Origin of the sequence: Achromobacter marplatensis, from assembly GCF_002209535.1 — a bacterium.
Classification (GTDB): Bacteria; Pseudomonadota; Gammaproteobacteria; order Burkholderiales; family Burkholderiaceae_B; genus Achromobacter; species Achromobacter marplatensis.
In genome coordinates this window covers 111,004-129,464 of the sequence record NZ_NJIG01000001.1, presented here as the reverse complement: position 1 = coordinate 129,464, position 18,461 = coordinate 111,004, and the positions used below count along the sequence as shown (strand labels likewise).

At 66.0% G+C, this 18,461-nt stretch carries 14 protein-coding genes; 6 read left to right on the top strand and 8 right to left on the bottom strand.

Annotation, left to right across the window (positions count from 1 at the left end):
* Position 1: 1 nt before the first annotated feature.
* The 5 genes from CEY09_RS00435 to CEY09_RS00415 form a co-directional block, all read right to left on the bottom strand.
* Complete coding sequence (locus CEY09_RS00435; protein ID WP_088587138.1) at positions 2-2,272, bottom strand: ATP-dependent DNA helicase; 2,271 nt, start codon at positions 2,270-2,272, stop codon at positions 2-4.
* Positions 2,269-3,912 carry a VRR-NUC domain-containing protein gene (locus CEY09_RS00430; RefSeq protein ID WP_088587137.1) on the bottom strand — a complete coding sequence of 548 codons (1,644 nt, stop codon included), beginning with the start codon at positions 3,910-3,912 and terminating at the stop codon, positions 2,269-2,271. Before CEY09_RS00430 ends, CEY09_RS00435 begins: the two co-directional genes overlap by 4 nt.
* A 176-nt stretch (positions 3,913-4,088) precedes the next feature.
* Entirely contained in the window at positions 4,089-5,402 is a 1,314-nt protein-coding gene (locus CEY09_RS00425) for a c-type cytochrome (RefSeq protein WP_088587136.1), read from the bottom strand.
* Positions 5,403-5,414: 12 nt separating this feature from the next.
* Positions 5,415-7,190, bottom strand: a complete 1,776-nt coding sequence (locus tag CEY09_RS00420; RefSeq protein ID WP_006224279.1) for a GMC family oxidoreductase — start codon at positions 7,188-7,190, stop codon at positions 5,415-5,417.
* A gap of 2 nt (positions 7,191-7,192) precedes the next feature.
* Complete coding sequence (locus CEY09_RS00415; RefSeq protein WP_088587135.1) at positions 7,193-7,906, bottom strand: gluconate 2-dehydrogenase subunit 3 family protein; 714 nt, start codon at positions 7,904-7,906, stop codon at positions 7,193-7,195.
* A 328-nt stretch (positions 7,907-8,234) separates the two neighbouring features.
* Here CEY09_RS00415 and CEY09_RS00410 point away from each other — a divergent pair, with 328 nt between their 5' ends.
* The gene (locus tag CEY09_RS00410) at positions 8,235-8,828 is read left to right on the top strand and encodes a hypothetical protein (RefSeq protein ID WP_088587134.1); all 594 of its coding nucleotides are present in this window, start codon (positions 8,235-8,237) and stop codon (positions 8,826-8,828) included.
* Positions 8,829-8,845: 17 nt separating this feature from the next.
* On the opposite strand, the gene CEY09_RS00405 is transcribed toward CEY09_RS00410, so the two are convergent.
* From CEY09_RS00405 to CEY09_RS00395, 3 genes are read right to left on the bottom strand one after another with little or no spacing between them, the layout of a single operon-like run.
* Positions 8,846-9,601: a GntR family transcriptional regulator gene (locus CEY09_RS00405; RefSeq protein ID WP_088587133.1), complete on the bottom strand. Its 756-nt coding sequence runs from the start codon at positions 9,599-9,601 to the stop codon at positions 8,846-8,848.
* Entirely contained in the window at positions 9,598-11,316 is a 1,719-nt protein-coding gene (locus CEY09_RS00400; RefSeq protein WP_088587132.1) for a glycerol-3-phosphate dehydrogenase/oxidase, read from the bottom strand. The genes CEY09_RS00405 and CEY09_RS00400 overlap by 4 nt, the downstream gene beginning before the upstream one ends.
* A complete protein-coding gene (locus CEY09_RS00395; protein WP_088587131.1) occupies positions 11,313-12,803 on the bottom strand; it encodes an FGGY family carbohydrate kinase in 1,491 nt (496 codons plus the stop codon). The genes CEY09_RS00400 and CEY09_RS00395 overlap by 4 nt, the downstream gene beginning before the upstream one ends.
* A gap of 178 nt (positions 12,804-12,981) precedes the next feature.
* On the opposite strand from CEY09_RS00395, the gene CEY09_RS00390 reads away from it, so the two are divergent.
* From CEY09_RS00390 to CEY09_RS00370, 5 genes are read left to right on the top strand one after another with little or no spacing between them, the layout of a single operon-like run.
* Entirely contained in the window at positions 12,982-14,022 is a 1,041-nt protein-coding gene (locus CEY09_RS00390) for a substrate-binding domain-containing protein (protein ID WP_088587130.1), read from the top strand.
* Positions 14,019-15,539 (top strand): sugar ABC transporter ATP-binding protein, encoded by a 1,521-nt coding sequence (locus CEY09_RS00385; protein WP_088587129.1) that lies wholly within the window; start codon positions 14,019-14,021, stop codon positions 15,537-15,539. Before CEY09_RS00390 ends, CEY09_RS00385 begins: the two co-directional genes overlap by 4 nt.
* Entirely contained in the window at positions 15,539-16,579 is a 1,041-nt protein-coding gene (locus CEY09_RS00380) for an ABC transporter permease (protein WP_088587128.1), read from the top strand. Before CEY09_RS00385 ends, CEY09_RS00380 begins: the two co-directional genes overlap by 1 nt.
* A complete protein-coding gene (locus CEY09_RS00375; RefSeq protein ID WP_088587127.1) occupies positions 16,576-17,556 on the top strand; it encodes an aldo/keto reductase in 981 nt (326 codons plus the stop codon). The genes CEY09_RS00380 and CEY09_RS00375 overlap by 4 nt, the downstream gene beginning before the upstream one ends.
* 17 nt (positions 17,557-17,573) lie before the next feature.
* The gene (locus CEY09_RS00370; protein ID WP_088587126.1) at positions 17,574-18,428 is read left to right on the top strand and encodes a class I fructose-bisphosphate aldolase; all 855 of its coding nucleotides are present in this window, start codon (positions 17,574-17,576) and stop codon (positions 18,426-18,428) included.
* Positions 18,429-18,461 lie beyond the last annotated feature (33 nt).

Below are 18,461 nucleotides of genomic sequence, written 5' to 3'. Positions count from 1 at the left end.
ATCAGTCCACCTGCCACCAACTGGGCAACAGGCCGCGCACTTTGGCGCGGCGATAGCGGTCGTCGATCAGGTGCACGGTGCCCACGTCCTGTTCGGTACGGATCACCCGGCCGGCCGCCTGCACCACTTTCTGCATGCCCGGGTACAGGTACGTGTAGTCGTAGCCGTTCTCTTCGCCATAGCGCAAGTCCATGGCCCGCTTCATGTTTTCGTTTACCGGGTTCACTTGCGGCAGGCCCAGCGTGGCAATGAACGCGCCGATCAGCCGCTTGCCTGGCAAGTCCACCCCTTCCGAGAACGCGCCACCCAGCACCGCAAAGCCCACCCCCTGGCCGGTCTCGGTGAAGCGGGCCAGGAATGCGGCGCGGCCGGGTTCATCCATGCCCGGCGTCTGCAGCCAGATCGGCACCGTGGGATGGCGTTCGCGCATCAGGTCGGACACCTGGCGCAAATAATCGAAGCTGCTTAAAAACCCCAGATAGTTGCCGGGCCGCTCAGCATACTGGGTCGCGATCAAGTCGACGATCGGCGCCAGCGAACGTTCGCGGTCGCGATAGCGCGTGGACACGTTGCCCACCACCCGTACCGCCAGTTGCTCGGCCTGGAACGGCGCGGCCACGTCGATCCAGGGCGCATCCTTGGGCAGTCCGAGGGTGTCGCGGTAGAACTGCTGCGGGCTCAGCGTGCCGGAGAACAGCACCGTCGCGTGCGCCGCCGCGTAGCGCGCCGCCAGATACGGCGCCGGGATCACGTTGCGCACACACAAGGTAGACGGCCGCGTCTTGGCGCTGGCCACGCCCACGTCCGACAGCGTCACGTCAAAGAGCGCATGCGAACCGAACTGCTCGGCCAGGCGCATGAACTGCAGCGCTTCGAAGTAGAACGTCAGGACGGGATCGTCTTGCGCCAACGGCGACTCGGCCATGTGCTCCATGATGGCGCCTACCGCTTTCTGCACGGCGGTCAGCACGCCCGGGGCCACCATCTCGTAGGCCTGATACCGTTCAACCTGCTTCTTGTTCAGCGCGTTCCAAGACCGCTGCAGGCCGTCCAGCGGCTTTTTCAGCGCCTTGGGCGCGGCATAGCGCGCGGCGGACAGCGATGCCTGGTCCAATTCACCCGTGTACATGCGGCGCGCCCGGTCCACCAGATTGTGGGCTTCGTCCACCAGCACCGCCACCTTCCACTGGTAGGCCTGCGTCATGGCGTACAGCATCGCCGTGGCGTCGTAGTAATAGTTGTAGTCGCCCACCACCACGTCGCTCCAGCGGATCAGCTCCTGCGACAGGTAGTACGGACACACCTGATGCGCGCGGGCCGTCGCGCGTACGGTGGGCGCATCCAGCCGGACGTGTTGCAACGCCGCTTCGCGCGCTTGCGGCAAGCGGTCGTAAAACCCTTTCGCCAAGGGGCAGGAATCTCCGTGGCAGGCCAGATCCGGATGCTCGCAGGTCTTGTCACGCGCCTGCAGGTCCAGCACCCGCAGCGCGGGCGCAGCAGGCTGCGCATTGACGGTGTCCAGCGCTTCGACTGCCAGCCCCCGCCCCGACCCCTTGGCCGCCAGGAAGAAGATCTTGTCCAGGCCCGTGCCGGGGCTGGCCTTGAGCAGCGGGAAGATCGTGCCCAGCGTCTTGCCGATACCGGTGGGCGCCTGCGCCATCAGGCAGCGGCCGTCGCGCGCCGTGCGGTACACGGCCACGGCCAGGTCGCGCTGCCCGGCACGGAATTCCCCATGCGGAAATGCCAGCTTTTCCAGCGCGGCATCGCGCGCTTGCCGATGGGCAAGCTCGGTCTTGGCCCAGGCCAGGAAACGGCCGCATTGCTCCTGGAAGAAGGCCGCCAGCGCCGACGCCTCGTGCGTTTCCACCAGGACCGTTTCTTCTTCGGTGACCACATTGAAATACACCAGGGCCACGCGCACTTGCTCCAGCCCGCGGGCCTGGCACAACAGATGGCCGTAGACGCGCGCCTGCGCCCAATGCACCACGCGGTGGTTCTCGCGCACGCTGTCCAACTGGCCGCGATACGTCTTGACCTCTTCCAGCTGGTTGGCCACCGGGTCGTAGCCGTCGGCCCGCCCCCGCACCAGCAGGTTTTCATGTTGGCCGGACAGCGCCACTTCGGTTTCATAAGCCGGCCCGCGCCGGCCCGTCACCACCGCGTGGCCCGCCATTCCTTCCAGCCCCGTCGGCGCCGGCGTGAAACGCAAGTCCAGATCGCCCGCCCGCGCGGTGAACTCGCACAGCGCACGCACCGCCACGGCATAACTCATGCCGCATCCTCCCGCCAACTGACGTGGCAGACGCGAACCGGCATCCCATGCGACACGCAATACTGCAGCCAACGGATCTGGTTATCCTGCAGTTTGTCGCCGGGCCCTTTGACTTCGACCAGCTCGTAGCGGCGCTCTGCCGGCCAGAAACGGATCAGGTCCGGAAAGCCCGAGCGGTTGGTCTTGACGTCCCGCAGCAGCCGGGTGAAATACAGCTTCAGATGCGCGGCCGGCAGGCAGTCCAGGGCTTGCGCCAACAGCGTGTCCGACAACGCGCCCCAGAACACGAACGGCGACTGCACGCCCGATTTTTCCGCATAGCGCTGCAAGATCACATCGCGATACGCGTGCGTGTCCAGCTGCCCCAGGCAGTCGTTGAACAAAGCCGCGCGGCGCTGGTGGAAATCCGGCGCATCCAGGTCCGCCGGGGCGCGCTGGAACGGATGGAAGAACGCGCCCGGCAACGGCGCAAAGACGGCCGGCCAGCACAGCAGGCCGAACAGCGAATTGATCAGCGCGTTCTCAACGTAGTGCACCGGCGCATCGTCCTGATGCAGGTGGTCCCGGGTAACGAATTCCACCGCCATCGGCTGGGCCGGCCGCGGCAAGCTCAGATCCGTGCGCAGCAAGGCCGGGGCCGCCGCCCGCGCGGGCGCGCCCTGCCCCGCGCCCCGATACAGGCGCGGCAGCATCCGCGCCACGCGCTGGCTTTCCTCTTCGCTTTCGGGTGCGGATTGCGCCTGCAAGGCCAGCGCCAAGGCCTCGCCATACTGCGCCATGCGTTCATGCACGCGTATGCGGCGATGCCGCGCGCCGGGGTACGCGCAGCGCGTGTACACGCGTTGCGCCGCCGCCCAGTCCTGCGCCCGCTCGCACGCCTGCCCGATCCGCAGCAGCACCTTGGCGCGGCGCTTTTCCAGCCAGGGGTTCTGGCTGGCGCAATCGTCCACCGCCCGCAGCAAGGCGTCCAGTTCGGCGCCTTCGTCCAGCGCCGCCCGGCAGGCATGCAAGGCCAGATAGCCGTCCACGTCCGCCCGCGTCTGGAATGCCCGCGACGACGCCTCGAACGGCACGGCCTCGTACTGGAACACGCCCAGGTCGGCCAATACGAATTCCGACCAGTCCTGGTACAGGTTGCCGAAGAACATCAGGCGCAAGCGTTCGCAAAGATCGCCCACCATCACGCGCCACACGGGCTCGTCGGCCGCGGGGTTCCAAGCCGCATAGGGCTGGGGCGCATCGTGCCGAGCCCGCAAGGCCTCCAGCAGGTCCGCCTTGCGCGCCGCCGGCTTGACCGAGGCATCCCCAAACAGGCGGCAAAGCTCGGGCTTGGTATGCAGGGCGAACACCTCGTCCAACGTCATTGGCGCGTCGGCGTCCAGCCACCCCAGCGCCTGCAGCGGCGCCGCGGCATCCTGCGTGCTGGCGATTTCCTCATAGACCAGCCGGCTGGCGCGGAACCACGGCCCGCGCCGCATCAGCATGCGCACCATCAACGCCTGGGACGCCTGCGGCAAGGCCTGGAAGTCTTCCAGGAAACGGCGTTCGCCGGCATCCAGCAGGTCGGCGTAGCGGTCAGCGACCCACGCCAGCGCGCGCTGGAAATTGTGAAGGTAGTAGTAACGGTGCGGGGGGAACATCGGCCGGGCCGGATAGCTGGGTATTTATCCAGTAATCATAGCAGCTGGGCAAGCTCCGCGTCTGCCCGTGGCGGACGATCTGGGCGCGACGCATCAAATAAAAAAGCGGCGCCGGAAAGCCTGGACTTTCCGACGCCGCCATCATGCGGGACCGTCTTGCGGAACCGCGGGGCGCGTTAACGCGCGGGCTGCGCGGCCGCCCCCACTTCCTTGCGCACCTTGGCCACATCCGACGCGCTGACTGCCGCGCCCTTGTTGCCCCAGCTGGACCGCACGAAGGTCACCACGTCGGCGACTTCCTTGTCGGTCATGCGCCAGTCGAAGCCAGGCATCGCGTAGGCCGTGGGCGCCGCCGTCGTGCCCGGCATCTGCGCGCCCTTGAGCACGATGTGGATCAGCGAGGCCGGATCCGCGGAATTCACCGTCGAGCTCAACGCCAACTGCGGGAACGTTTCCGTATAACCCTTGCCGGTGCTGCGGTGGCAGGCGGCGCAGTTATTCAGGAACGCCATCGCGCCATCGCTCTTATCCTTGCCGGTACGCAGCGCTTGCGCCACGGACTCGTCATCGGCCAGCGGCTTGGTCGCGTCCTTGTTGACCGGCGGCAAGCTCTTCAGATACACCGCAATGGCGTTCAGATCGGCGTCGGACAAGTGCTGCGTGCTGTCCTCGACCACTTGCGCCATGCCGCCGAACGCAGCCGAATGGCCGTTGCGGCCAGACTTCAGGAAGACAGCAATGTCTTCCTTCGTCCAGTTGCCCAGGCCGTCGGTGGCGTCGCCGCGCAGGTTCTTGGCCAGCCAGCCTTCCACCACGCCGCCCGACAGGAAGGCCGAGCCGTCCGCGTCGCTCAGCGCCTTTTCCTGCAAGGCGAAACCGCGCGGCGTATGGCAGGTGCTGCAATGGCCCAGGCCTTCGACCAGGTACTGGCCACGCAGCAGCGCTTCGCGGTCGGCGCCCTTCAAGTCGCTCGCAGCGGGGCCGCTGACGACGTCGGGTGCGAACATCCAGCGCCACACGGTCAAGGGCCAGCGCATCGACATGGGCCACGAGATGTCCGTGTCCTTGTTTTCCTGCTTGACCGGTTCCACGCCATGCATGAAGTAGGCATACAGCGCCTTCACGTCATCGGGCGTGACCTTGGCGTACGCGGTGTACGGCATGGCCGGATACAGCGAATGGCCATCGCGGGCCTTGCCGTGGCGCACGGCCTGGTCGAAGTCCTCGTAGGTGTAGTTGCCGATGCCCGTCTCTTTGTCGGGCGTGATGTTGGTCGAATAGATCGTGCCCAGCGGCGACTCGATGCCGAGTCCGCCGGCGAAGGGCTTGCCGCCCTTGGCCGTATGGCAGGCGATGCAGTCGCCGGCGCGCGACAGGTATTCGCCCTGCTTGATCATCTGCGCATCCGCCGCGGCCGTCGTGCCGTCCGCCGCGAATGCGGCGCTGGCGACCAGGGCCGAGAAGGCCGCAACAATGGTTTGCTTCAACATTGTTCCGTCTCCTTAAGCCTGGACCAGCGGGCCGGGGTTCTTCAGATACTGGTCGCGGATCGCCTGCGCGGCCCAGAAGGCCAAGGCGCCCACCAGCCCGGTCGGGTTGTAGCCCATGTTCTGCGGGAACACGCAGGCGCCCATCACGAACACGTTCGGCACATCCCAGCTTTGCAGGTACTTGTTGACCACGCTTTCCTTGGGGTTCGAGCCCATGATCGCGCCGCCGGTGTTGTGCGTGCTTTGGTAGACACGCGTGTCATAGCGCGCGCCCTTCTTGCGCACGGCCACGAAGTGCTTCTCCGGATTCATGGCCTTGGCCACGGTCTCCATGCGCTTGCCCATGTAGCCCAGCATGTCGAACTCGTTGTCATGCCAGTCGAACGTCATGCGCAGCAGCGGCTGGCCATAGGCGTCCTTGTACGTCGGATCCAGCGACAGATAGGCGTCGCGGTACGACATCACCGAACCGGAAATGCCGATGGTCATGAAGCGCTGATACGCGTCCTGCACACCCGCTTTCCAGGCCGTGCCCCAGCTGGGGGTGCCCGGCGTCGTCGGCGTCTGCTTGATGGGACGGCCGCCGTAGCGCACGTGGCGGATGCTGGCGCCGCCCAGAAAGCCCAGCGGGCCGTGGTCGAACTGGTCGCCGTTCAAGTCGTCCATGCCCACGCCGCCCGCGCCGGTGCCCACGAAGGGGTTCAGCTGGGTGCCCTTGGGCAGCAGCACGTTCACTGCGCCGTTCATCTGGTATGCGTAGTTCTTGCCGACCACGCCTTCATTGGTCTTCGGGTCATACGGCTTGCCGATACCCGAGAGCAGCAAAAGGCGCACGTTGTGCATCTGGTAGGCCGACAGGATCACCAGATCGGCCGGCTGGTCGATTTCCCGGCCCTGGGCGTCGATATACGTCACGCCGATGGCCTTCTTGCCGGTGGAATCCAGATTGACCTTGATCACCTGCGAATGCGTGCGCAGCTCGAAATTCGGCTTCTTCAGCAGCACCGGCAGGATGGTCGTCTGCGGCGACGCCTTCGAGTACATGTAGCACCCGTAGTTTTCGCAGAAACCGCAGAAGTTGCAGGGGCCCAGGCGCACGCCGTAGGGGTTGGTGTACGGGCCCGAGGCATTGGCGGCGGGTGCCGGATACGGATTGAACCCGACTTCGCGCGCGGCCTTCTCGAACAACTGCGCGCCATACGTGTTGGGCAGCGCGGGCAGCGGGAATTCCTTGCTGCGCTTGCCTTCCAGCGGGTTGCCGCCTTCCACGATCTTGCCGTTCAGGTTGCCGGCCTTGCCGGACGTGCCGCACACGTACTCGAATTTCGAGAAGTACGGTTCCAGTTCGTCGTACGTCACGCCGAAGTCCTGGATGGTCATGCCTTCCGGAATGAACTTCTTGCCGTAGCGCGTTTCGTAGCGCGTGCGCAGTTCCAGCTCTTCAGGCAGCGCGCGGTAGTGCATGCCGTTCCAGTGAAAGCCTGCGCCGCCCACGCCCGTTCCCAGCAGGAACGAGCCGTTCTGGCGGTACGGCACGGCCACGTCGTCCACGCCGTGGCGGATCGTCACGGTTTCCTTGGACAGGTCCTGGAACAGCTTGCCGCGCACGGAATACGCCAGCTCGTCGATCACCTTCGGGTACTCGGCGTCCTTCGGCGTGTCCTGCATGCCGCCGCGCTCCAGCGCCAGCACGTGCAACCCGGCTTCGGTCAGTTCCTGACCCAGGATCGCACCGGTCCAGCCGAACCCGACCAGGACCGCATCCACTTTATCTTTCTTGATCGCCATGATTAACCCTTCTCCCCAGAGATCGACACGGGGCCATAGGGGTACTTCACATTGGGCTGGTCAACCCAGTCCATATAGTCGGCGCGCGCGCCGGGAAAGCCCACCATCTTCCAACCCACCATGTTCTTGTTGCCGCCGTAGATCGGATCGGCAAAGAACCCTTCCTTCGTGTTGGACAAGAGGAAGCTGAAGAACGTCCTGGCAGGCACGGTCTCGAGCTCGATCTTGCCGCCTTGCAGATCCTTCAGGATCTGTTCCTGCAGCGGCTTGTCCAGCTCGGCATACACCTTGCCGTGCGTCTTCACGCACCAGGCGTTGCAGGCTTCGATGCCGTGGCGGTAGACCTCGCGGGGAGTCTGGTTCAGCTGGTAACCCAGTTCCGGCACCTGATCGGGATGGAACGGGCCTTGCATGTACCAGAGCTTGCCGTGGCCAAAGGGCGTTTCCATCTGGCGGTCGATGAACTCAGGCACGCCGGCGGCAATGGCGCCCGGACCGTACTCGTCGGCGGGGATCAGGTGATCCACGGCCGCCACGATGAAGGTCCATTCAGGCTGGGTGAAATAGGTGGGTGCGTAGGGCTTGGCGGCCTGAGCGGCCTTGCCTTCGTCGGCGCTGGTACAGGCCGTGGTCAAGGCCCCTACCGCCATCGTCGACGCTGGCACGATGGCCAACGCTTGCAGAAACCGCCGGCGCGGCTTTGCATCTTCTGTCATAGACATCTCCGTGAATACTCCAAGTTGTCCTAGCGCGCTACCGAACATGAAACCTGGAAACACGAACTGCCGAGCTAGTGACAACACGCTCTTTGCTTACAGAAAATCGAACCTGCTCTTGAAAAGGGACATAAGAGAAGGTGGTCGCATTATGCGCCTTTTCGACCATCTGATCTGCTCAAGTGACCATATCAGTTCGATTTTCTTGACATGGGATTGTCTTTTGCTTTAAGGACAATGTAAGAAGCCCGCAAAAGCGGGATTTTCTGACAAACGGGTTAACGGATTCTGTATATTTCGCGGCAAGGAACAGCAACGGATCCCTCCCATGAACGACAAGACGAAGACCTGGCGCAGTTCGACGACCACGCGCAGCTGGAGTTCCACCTCGGACCTCACGCCCGAGCAGCGCGTCCACATCGAAGACCTGCTGGACAGCAAGATGGACGGCGTCAGCGTCACTCAGGAATGGAGCTACGCAGGCCTGGAAAACGGGGAATCGTTCAACGTCCTGATCAAGGACGGCGCGGTCATGGTGAACGGCCGCAAGTACGACAGCCTGGATGAGGTTCCGCGCGCCGAACGCGAACGCATCGAGGCGTTGCGCAGCGGCAAAGACCTGGGCGGCCTGTGGGACATGCTGAAAAACGCGGGCATCGACGTGCAGGACTTCGCCGGCGATGCGGCTGACGTCAAGCGCAAGCCTGCGTTCACCATCGAAACGGATAGCCCAGATCAGGCCGACGCCCCCTCGGCGCGCCCTGCTCCCGCCGCCGGCGCGTCGCACCCCTCGCGCGTCAATGCGGATCCGTCGTTGTCGCCCGGCGCGGTCCCCTCGGGTGGCGGACTGCGGCGCATGCTGCTGATCGGCATCGCGATCGGCCTGGCGCTATGGGTGGCGCAAGCGCTGAACCTCTTCTAATGGGGCGGACCGCGGCCTCAGGTCGTGGTCTGAACGTGCAGCCGGCTCGATTTGCAGCGGTGCAACGCGCGGTAGTATTCCAGCGGCCGGCCATTCGAACCGTAAGCAATGGACTCGATGCGCAGCAACGGTTCGGCGCTGGCCATGCCCAACAATTCACACGTGTGCGCGTCGGGCGCCACCGCATCGATCCAGCGCTCCGCCCGCACGATGCGCAACCCATACTGGCGGCGCAACACGTCATACAGCGAACGGTTTTCCAGGCGCGTGCGGTGCAGGCCGGGCGCCAGATCCGCCGGCACGGCGGTCTCCACCAGTAACTGCAGTTCGCCGTCCACGCTGCGCAAGCGCTTTAGCGCCACCACCATGTCCGCTTCATTCAGCGCCAGCGACGTCGCTTCCTGCGCGGTCGGCGCGCGCAGCTCCTGCACCAGCACCTGGGTGCGGACGGTGCGACCCTTGCGGGCCATTTCGTCTGAAAAGCCCAGCACCGTCGATACGAAGTCCTCGTCGCGTTCGCGCGCCGACACAAAAGCGCCCTGCCCGCGGATCTTGTAGATCAGGCCATTGCGCACCAGATCCGCCAACGCCTCCCGCACCACAATGCGTGAAATGCCGTACTGTTCGCCGAACTCGGCCTCGGTGGGCAGCTTGGCCCCCACCGCCAGTTCGCCTTGAAGGATCTTGCCGCGCACCACGTCGCGAAACTGCGCCCAAAGCGGGGCGCCGGCGCTGCGGTCCAGTACGTCTTGGGTCGGAATGGGGCTGCTCATGTCGTGATAAGGCTAAGGCTTGAATCAATATCTACAAAATGCCGGTCGCGCAGAATGGCGGCGCACGCCAGCCACTCGTCGCGCCGGCGCGTGTCCGTCCAACCCAGCGCCTCTGCGGCCAGCTCCGCCAATTCGGCCAGCAAGCCGTCGGTGACGCGGCCGCATATCGCCAGCAAGGTCCGGCGGATCACCAGATCGGCCAGATGCTGCACGCCCGTCTGGCGGCACAGCATGCGGATCTCGGCTTCGGAATAGTCCGGCGCATGGCGCAGCGGAACGTCCCCTGCGGCCGCGAAGGCCTGCGCCAGGCCGTCGGCACGCGAACCGTAGCGGCTGACCAGCCCGTCGATCCGTTCGCGCGAAAGGCCTGAGCTAGCCCGGATCGTATCGACCAGTTGTTCCCTGGCCGGGCCGTCCGCGGGCATGTCCGCACCACCGCCGATGGCCAGCGCCTCGGTCAAGCGCAGACGGGGCCGATCCAGCAGCGTCAGCACCTGGTTCGCGGCCAATTCCGCCAAGGATCGGAACGTGGTCCACTTGCCGCCCACCAGGCACACCAGCGGAACCTTGCGCACGGCGTTCGGCGGATCGACCACCACCGCGTGGTCGCGCGATATCTGGCCGGGCTTGTCCGCATCCGAATACGCCAGCGGACGCACACCGACGTAAGTGTAGACGACGTCGCCGCGCGCAAAACGCAGCCGCGGGAAGACCTCGCCCAGCACGTCCAGCAGGTAATCGATCTCGGCGGATTCGGTAGCCGCCTGGTCGGGATCATCAACCGGAATGTCGGTGGACCCGACCAGCACGCGATCCATAAAGGGATAAACGATGCAGACCCGTCCGTCCGACGCTTCGAAGTACACCATGCGCCCGTCCAACGCCGCGCGCAACGCGGGATGGTCCAGGATCAAGTGCGAGCCCTTCGTGCCCATGACGCGTGAACCCGCCCCTTCCAGCACGCCGGCGGACCGGTCCAGCCACGCGCCCGTGGCATTGACCACGGTGTCCGCGGTGACCTCGACGGTTTCCCCGGTGATCTCGTCGCGCAGGCTAAGCGTCCTGCCCCGGCACGCCGTCACATTGCAATAGTTGGCCGCCAGCGACGCGGGCTGGTCGGCATGCGCGTCGGCCATCAGTTCCTGGATCAACCATTCGGGATGGCTGATCCAGGCATCGAAATACGTGGCCGTCCAGCCCACCGACTCCCGGAACAGGATGTTGTCGGCGGCCGAGGCCCTGGCGATGCGGTGTTCCGGCATCACGCGCTGGCGCCGTCCCAGGCGGTCATACAGGCGCAGGCCCAGCGCCACCACGAATACGCCGCGCGCCCCGGGCGACGCCTTGAACCCGGCAAAGCGCAGCACGCTGCCCAGCAGGCCGCCGAAACGGCTGGACAACGGCACCACCGTTTTCAGCGGACGCACCAGATGCGGCGCGTTGCGCAGCAGCCGATTGCGTTCGCGGGTGGCTTCCGACACCAGCGCGAATGCGCCGCTTTCCAGGTAACGCAAGCCGCCATGGATCATCCGCGACGGCGCACTGCTGGCGCCGGCCGCAAAGTCGCCCTTGTCGACGATCAGGCAGTCCACGCCCTGCAACGACAAATCGCGGAACACGCCCACGCCATTGATGCCGGCGCCCACGATCACCGTGGAAAAATGCCGGCCCGCCAACGCGGCCGGACGCACATAGGGCAAGGTTGGCGTCATCATGGCGCACGCCCCGCCAATTGCGCGAAGGCGGGCGCCATATTGCCGATCAGCGCTTCAAATTCCGAATGGAACTCGGCATGCGCTTGCGCCGTCGTCGCATCCGGCGCTTCGGTCACGCAACGCACGGGCAAGGCCTCGTCCGCGCTTGCGCCTTGCGACAACGCCGCATAGCCGGCCGCGCCGCGCGCCCCGGTCTCGTCATCGCCGCAGCGTTCAACAGGATGGCCCAGGAAATCGGCCAGCAAGCGCACCAGCCGCGGATCGCGCGCGCCGCCACCCAAGGCAGCCACCCGGCCCGGCACGCCCAGGCCATGCGCGGCCAGGCGCTTCAAGTGCCAGGCATGCAACGCCGCCACGCCGTCGATCACCGCGCGCGCCATGTGCGCACGCCCGTGATGCCCCTTCAAGCCCACGAAGCCCGCCGTTGCGCCCGCCGCCACCCCGCCCCCGTTGATGAAAGGCAGAAAGCGCAAGCCCTCCGCGCCCAGCGGCACCGACATCGCGCAGTCCACCGCCGCGGCCGCATCGTCGAACTGCAGCGCGCGTGCCAGCCACGCCACATTCGCCATGGACGAAGGGCTGTTCTCAAGATATAGCCGCGAGGCCGGCGGCCCATGGCGCACGATCGCGCCGACCTCCGGCTTGGGTTCGCGCGCATCGGCCACAACGGCGTTCACGCACCAGGTGCCGAACACCGCCACCGCATGGCCGCTTTTGACAGCGCCCACCGCCGACAGGGAGGCCAGCAGATCGATCGCGCCCATGACGACCGGCAGGCCGGCAGGCAGCCCGCAGGCGGCCGCGCGCGCCGGCAGCAGGCGCCCGATCACCGTGCCCGTGGGCACGATCGGTGGCAGTGCGCGCGGCATCAGATCCGCCAGGCCGGCCGCCTCGAATGCCAACGCGGACCACACGCCGGTGTCCAGATTCAGCAGGCCCGCCGTGCTGACGTCGCTGGCGTCGGTGGCGATTTCTCCGCTAAGCAGGAAGCCCAGATAGTCCTTGGCGAACAGCAGGCGGCGAATCGCCCGATGCCCACCGCCTTGCGCATCGAATAATTCCGTGGCAACCAGGCTGGGCTGGCCCGACCACGGCCGGCAGCCCACTTCCTGATACAGGGCGTCCCCCTGCCGCTGCGCCAGATTCCGCGCCAGCCCGGCAGCCCGCTGGTCGGTCGACGCCACGGCGCGCCCGGCCAACAGATCGCCCCGCTCGTCCAGCGCGTACAGCCCCGCGCCATGGCCGGTGCAGCACAGCGCCTGCACCTGAGCCACACGCGGCCCCAGTTGCGCGGCCACGCCGCGCAGGGCCTGCATCAGCGCCGCGTCGATGGCGTCCGCACGCAATTCGCAGCCGCCACCAGGCAGATGCCTATAGGGCAGCCCGCCGCCCGAGGCGGCCAGCGTGGCTCCCGTCCCAGCCTCGAAGGCAACCGCCTTCAGGCCCGTGGACCCCATGTCGATACCCAGGAATATGTCGGCTTTCATGTTATGACATTGTCTACAGATATTTTCGGCAGGATAGCAGTGTTTCCCCTAGTAAAAGAAATAATTCCGCTGCCATATAGTTCAGTCGATGTCATAACAACGAGTTGAGCCAATCAGGCCCACCACCGGGTATCCAAGCCAGCAGGCAATGGATCAATGCGAGGAAAAGGAGCGCAACATGAGAAGAGATTTCTTGAAGACCGTAGCCGCTGCGGGCGCCAGCCTGGCAGGAGCCAATGCCTTTGCGCAGAGCGCGCCCGCCGCGCCGGGTACGGGCTTGAAGGGAGCCACCAGCGACGTCTATGTCATGAACGTCATGGTGTCCGGCGTGGAATACTGGTTCCCGGTCTATGAAATGATGAAGCAGCTGGGCCACACGCTAGGCGTCAAGACGCGGTATTCGGGCACGCCCGAGTACGACGTCAACAAGCAACTGGCCTCCTTCGAGCAGGAGCTGGCCCGCAAGCCCGCCGGCATCCTGCTGCACCCGATGAACCCGGATCCGTTCATCGAGCCCATCAACCGCGCCGCGGCGATGGGCATCCCCGTCGTCACCTTCGCGGCCGACTCCCCCAACTCCAAGCGCGTGTCGTTCGTCACGTCCGACAACGAACGCGAAGGCGCCCAGGCCGCCGACGCGATCGCCGCGGCCCTGAACGGCAAAGGCGACTACGCCGTGCTGGAGAACCCCGGCCAGGACAACCACGACCGCCGCATCGCCGCCTTCATCAACCGCATGAAGACGAAACACCCCGGCATGAAACTCGTGGGCCGCGCCGCCAGCAACCAGGACCCCAACAAGGCCTACCAGGCCACGTTGAGCCTGGCGCAGGCAAATCCCGGCCTGGCCGCGCTGTTCATGCCCGAAGCCAATTCCGCGCTGGGCGCGGCGCAAGCCAGCATCGAAACCAAGGAGAACATCAAGGTGTTGTGCTGCGACGTGAACGCCAAGATCCTGGACATGATCAAGTCGGGCGAGGTCTATGGCTCGGTCAACCCGAACCAGGGCGTGCAAGGCTACATGGGCATGATGCTGCTGTTCCTGGCGCGCAACCAGCAACTGATCGACCCCATGAACGACGCCAAGCGCAACGGCACCAACCCGATGGCCGTGCCCTTCCTGGACAACGGCCTGTCCATCGTCAGCAAGGCCAACGCCGACGACTTCTACTGGGACAAGTACCTGGCGCGCCGCGGCACCAAGGGCATCAACGAATGACCGCGCAACCGCCCCTGCTGGAACTGCACGGCATCGCCAAGCGTTTCGGGGCGTCGCGCGCGCTGGCCGGCGTGCATTTCTCGCTGCAACGGGGCGAAATCCACGCCCTGTGCGGCGAGAACGGCGCCGGCAAGTCGACGTTGATGAAAATCATCGACGGCATCCACGCGCCTGACGAGGGCGACATCCGGCTGAACGGCGAGCGCGTGGTCATCGACGGGCCGGCCCACGCCATGCGGCTGGGCATCGGTCTGGTCCACCAGGAAATCGCGCTGTGCGGCGACGCCACGGTGGCCGAGAACATCTTCATGCCCGAGATCACCACCCGGCCGCGCGCCTGGATGGACTTCGCCAGCCTGAATGCGCGCGCCGCCCAGGTGCTGGCAAGGCTGGGGCAGCAGATCGACCCTGGCCTGCGCGTGGACGACCTGGGCATCTCCAGCCAGCAACTGGTCGAAATCGCCAAAGCACTGACCCTGGACTGCAAAGTCCTCATCCTGGATGAACCCACGGCGGCGCTGACCGAAGTGGAATCCGCCGCCCTCTTCCGCGTGCTGCACGATCTAAAAGCACAGGGCATCGGCATCATCTACATCAGCCACCGCATGGCCGAGATCTTCCAGCACTGCGACCGCGTCACCGTCCTGCGCGACGGCCGCGACGTACTCTGCGCCCCGCTGTCGGGCCTGACGCCGGATGCGCTGGTGCGCAGCATGGTCGGGCGGGACCTGGGCTGCTACTACCCGCCCAAACAGGCGGCAGGCGGTAACGCCGCCCCCTTGCTTGAAGTTGACGGCATCGCCGACGACGTCAGCGTGCACGGCATCTCGTTCACGCTCAAGCGCGGCGAGATCCTGGGCATCTCGGGCCTGATGGGCGCCGGGCGCAGCGAACTGGCCGAGACGCTGTGCGGTCTGCGGCGCGCGCGGCGCGGCAGCGTGCGGTTGCGAGGCGAACCGCTGCGGATCCGCCGCTACGGCGACGCCCTGCGCCATGGCATCGCCTACCTCAGCGAAGACCGCAAGGCGGCGGGCCTGTTCCTGGAACTTCCCATTGAACAGAACATATCGTCGATGGCGCTGGCCCGCATCAGTTCGCGTTTCGGCCTGTTGCGGCGACGCGCGGAACGGCGCCTGGCCACGGAGCTGGGCGCGCGGCTCAAGCTCAAGTCCGACGGCGTGGCCATCGACGCCGCAAGCCTGTCGGGCGGCAACCAGCAGAAGGTCGCGATCGCCAAATTGCTGGCCACCAACCCCGCTGTGCTGCTGATGGACGAACCCACGCGCGGCGTGGACGTGGGCGCCAAATCCGAGATCCATCACATCCTGCGCGACCTGGCCAGCCAGGGCGTGGGCGTGGTCGTGATTTCTTCCGAACTGCCCGAAATCATCGGGCTGTGCGACCGGGCGCTGGTGATCCGCGACGGCCGCCTGGCCGGCGAGCTGGCGGCCAGCGAAATGACTGAAGAAAGGCTGCTGAGACTAGCCTCGGGCCTCAGCGCCCAGGAGACGATCTGATGTCCGAACTCAAACCCTCCCCCGCGGCCGACGCCGTTCTGCTGCATGACGCCGGACTGACGCCCGCGCGCCCCGCCACCGGGGTCCCGTTGCGGCACCGGCTGGCAAGCATGCGCGAAGCCGGCCTGTTGTTGATCATTGCGCTCCTTGCCATCGGCATGAGCTTCGCGTCGCCGCATTTCCTGACCTGGGAAAACATACGCGCGATGCTGTTGTCGTTTTCCATCGAAGGCATCGTCGTGGTCGGCATGACCCTGCTGGTGATCGTGGGCGGCATCGACCTGTCGGTAGGCTCCGTCGTCTGCATGGCCATGGTGATCACCGGCAAGCTGTTCCTGATGGGCGTAGACCCATGGACCGCCAGCCTGGCCGCCATCGCAGCAAGCGGCGTCGTGGGCGCGCTGATCGGCCTGTGCGTGACCCGCATCGGGCTTAGCCATTTCATCGCGTCCCTGGCCTTCATGGTGATCGTGCGCGGCTTGTCGCTGGCCATCACGCAGGGCACGCCGCAGTCGCTGTTCTCGCTACCGGCGCAGTTCAAGTTCATCGGCCAGGGCGTCATCGGAGGCATCCCCGCCGTCATCCTGATCTTCGCCGCCATCGTCATCGTCAGCGACTTCGCCTTGCGCCGGGCGGCGCTGCTGCGCAAGGTGTTCTACACCGGCAGCAATGAAAAAGCCGCCCTGTATTCCGGCATCCGCACGGGCCGCGTGAAGTTCTGGGTCACCGTGCTGTGCTCGACACTCGCGGGGCTGGCGGGTGTGGTCTACACCGCACGCTTCGGCGCCGCCACGCCCACCTTCGGCCTGGGAATGGAACTGAACGTGATCGCCGCCGTGGTGATCGGCGGCGCCAGCCTGAAAGGCGGCTCCGGCACGGTCCTGGGCGCCGTGCTGGGTCTTGCCCTGCTCTCGATCGTCACCAGTTCTCTGATCCTGCTGGATGTCTCGCCGTACTGGCAAGACGTCGTCAAGGGCCTGATCCTGCTGGCCGCCGTCACCGTCGACCATCTTATGAACGTCAAGAAAGGACACCGATGAACATCACAACACTGGGCGCGTCCGGCATCGAATGCGAAACCGTCGGCCTGGGCACCTGGGCCATGGGCGGCTGGATGTGGGGCGGCGGCGACGACGCCGCAGCCATCGACGCCATCCGCGCGTCCGTGGACGCCGGCGTCCGCCTGATCGATACCGCGCCCGCCTATGGCCTGGGGCATGCCGAACGCCTGGTCGGCACCGCGCTGAAAGGACGCCGGCACGACGCCGTCATCGCCACCAAATGCGGGCTGGTCTGGCACACGCAACAGGGCGCGCACTTCTTCGACGAAGACGGCAAACCGGTGCACCGCCATCTGGGCCGCGCCTCCATCTTCCATGAAGTGGAACAAAGCCTGGCCCGCCTGGAAACGGATTACATCGACCTCTACATCACGCACTGGCAGGACAGCACCACGCCGGTCGCCGAAACCATGGGCGCGCTGCTTGACCTGAAGCGCCAGGGCAAGATCCGCGCCATCGGGATCAGCAACGCCACGCCCGAGACGCTGGCCGAATACCTGGAGCAGGGCCCCGTGGACGCCATCCAGGAACGCTACAGCCTGATCGACCGCGACATCGAATCCACGCTGCTGCCCCCATGCCGGGACCACGGCGTGGCCTCGCTGGGCTATTCGTCGCTGGCGCTGGGCCTGCTGGCCGGCCCGATCGACCCCGACCGGCAATTCACGGGCGACGATCAGCGCGCCGGCAACCCGCGCTTTTCCGCTGCCAACCGCCAGCGGCTGAAAGCCTTCTTCGAGGCATTGGCTCCCTTACAGCAACGCCTGGATTGCTCGTACGCGCAGTTGATGATCGCCTGGACCACCCGCAACGGCGGGGTCAGCACCGCCCTGTGCGGCGCGCGCACGCCCGCGCAGGCGATCCAGAACGCCGGCGCGGCCGACCTCAGGCTGGATACGGCCGCCCTCGCCGCCATCGACGCGGCCGCCGCCCGCCATCTTGCCACCCTCGACTGACGGACAAGGAAACCTCCATGACGCACAACAAAGAAGCGCGCCTGAACCGCCTGCTGACCGCCGGGCGTTGCCTGGACATCGCCGTCGACCACGGCGTCTGCAACGAACCCGGATTCCTGGACGGCCTGGAAGACATGCCCGCCGTCATCGACCAGTTGGCCGCGGCGCGCCCCGACGCCATCCAGCTCAACTACGGCCAAGCCGGCCTGCTGCAGCAGCGCCCGGGGCGTGAAAAGCCCGCGCTGGTGATGCGCCTGGACATGGGCAACCCCTACAACGCCACCACGCACCGCGTGATGTGGGCCGTGCTCCAGAACACCCAAGACCCGGTGCTGCCCGCCGTACAGATGGATGCGGCCTGCGTCGTCGTCAACCTGTTCATGCTGCCCGACGAACCCGACCTGTTCCGCCAATGCGTCTCGAACATCGCGCGCGTCAGGGCCGACTGCGACCGCTACGGCATGCCGCTGATGATCGAACCGCTGGTCATGGCGCCCCACTCTGCCCGCGGCGGCTACATGGTGGACGGCGACGCCGAAAAGATCGTGACGCTGGTGCGCCTGGCTCGCGAAATGGGCGCCGACATCATCAAGGCCGATCCCACCACCGAAACCCGCGATTTCCACCGCGTGGTGCAGGCGGCCCGATGCCCCGTTCTGGTGCGAGGCGGCGGCCGTGAAGACCTGCAACGCGTATTCGGCCGCTCATGGGAACTGCTGGACCAGGGCGCGGTGGGCCTGGTGTACGGACGCAACGTCTACCAGCACGCTAATCCAGCGGCGGTGGTGCGGGCATTGATGGCGATGATCCACCAGGGCGCCAGCGCGCGGGACGCGTGGCAACAGTACGAAAGCGATTCCGGGCGCGGATAGCGCCAAGTGTGGCCAAGTCTGATTATCATGTCG

Coding starts and splice junctions, on each gene's coding strand:
- CEY09_RS00435 (WP_088587138.1), bottom strand. CDS start 2,272: ATGAGTTATGCCGTGGCGGTGCGTGCGCTGTGCGAGTTCACCGCGCGG.
- CEY09_RS00430 (WP_088587137.1), bottom strand. CDS start 3,912: ATGTTCCCCCCGCACCGTTACTACTACCTTCACAATTTCCAGCGCGCG.
- CEY09_RS00425 (WP_088587136.1), bottom strand. CDS start 5,402: ATGTTGAAGCAAACCATTGTTGCGGCCTTCTCGGCCCTGGTCGCCAGC.
- CEY09_RS00420 (WP_006224279.1), bottom strand. CDS start 7,190: ATGGCGATCAAGAAAGATAAAGTGGATGCGGTCCTGGTCGGGTTCGGC.
- CEY09_RS00415 (WP_088587135.1), bottom strand. CDS start 7,906: ATGACAGAAGATGCAAAGCCGCGCCGGCGGTTTCTGCAAGCGTTGGCC.
- CEY09_RS00410 (WP_088587134.1), top strand. CDS start 8,235: ATGAACGACAAGACGAAGACCTGGCGCAGTTCGACGACCACGCGCAGC.
- CEY09_RS00405 (WP_088587133.1), bottom strand. CDS start 9,601: ATGAGCAGCCCCATTCCGACCCAAGACGTACTGGACCGCAGCGCCGGC.
- CEY09_RS00400 (WP_088587132.1), bottom strand. CDS start 11,316: ATGATGACGCCAACCTTGCCCTATGTGCGTCCGGCCGCGTTGGCGGGC.
- CEY09_RS00395 (WP_088587131.1), bottom strand. CDS start 12,803: ATGAAAGCCGACATATTCCTGGGTATCGACATGGGGTCCACGGGCCTG.
- CEY09_RS00390 (WP_088587130.1), top strand. CDS start 12,982: ATGAGAAGAGATTTCTTGAAGACCGTAGCCGCTGCGGGCGCCAGCCTG.
- CEY09_RS00385 (WP_088587129.1), top strand. CDS start 14,019: ATGACCGCGCAACCGCCCCTGCTGGAACTGCACGGCATCGCCAAGCGT.
- CEY09_RS00380 (WP_088587128.1), top strand. CDS start 15,539: ATGTCCGAACTCAAACCCTCCCCCGCGGCCGACGCCGTTCTGCTGCAT.
- CEY09_RS00375 (WP_088587127.1), top strand. CDS start 16,576: ATGAACATCACAACACTGGGCGCGTCCGGCATCGAATGCGAAACCGTC.
- CEY09_RS00370 (WP_088587126.1), top strand. CDS start 17,574: ATGACGCACAACAAAGAAGCGCGCCTGAACCGCCTGCTGACCGCCGGG.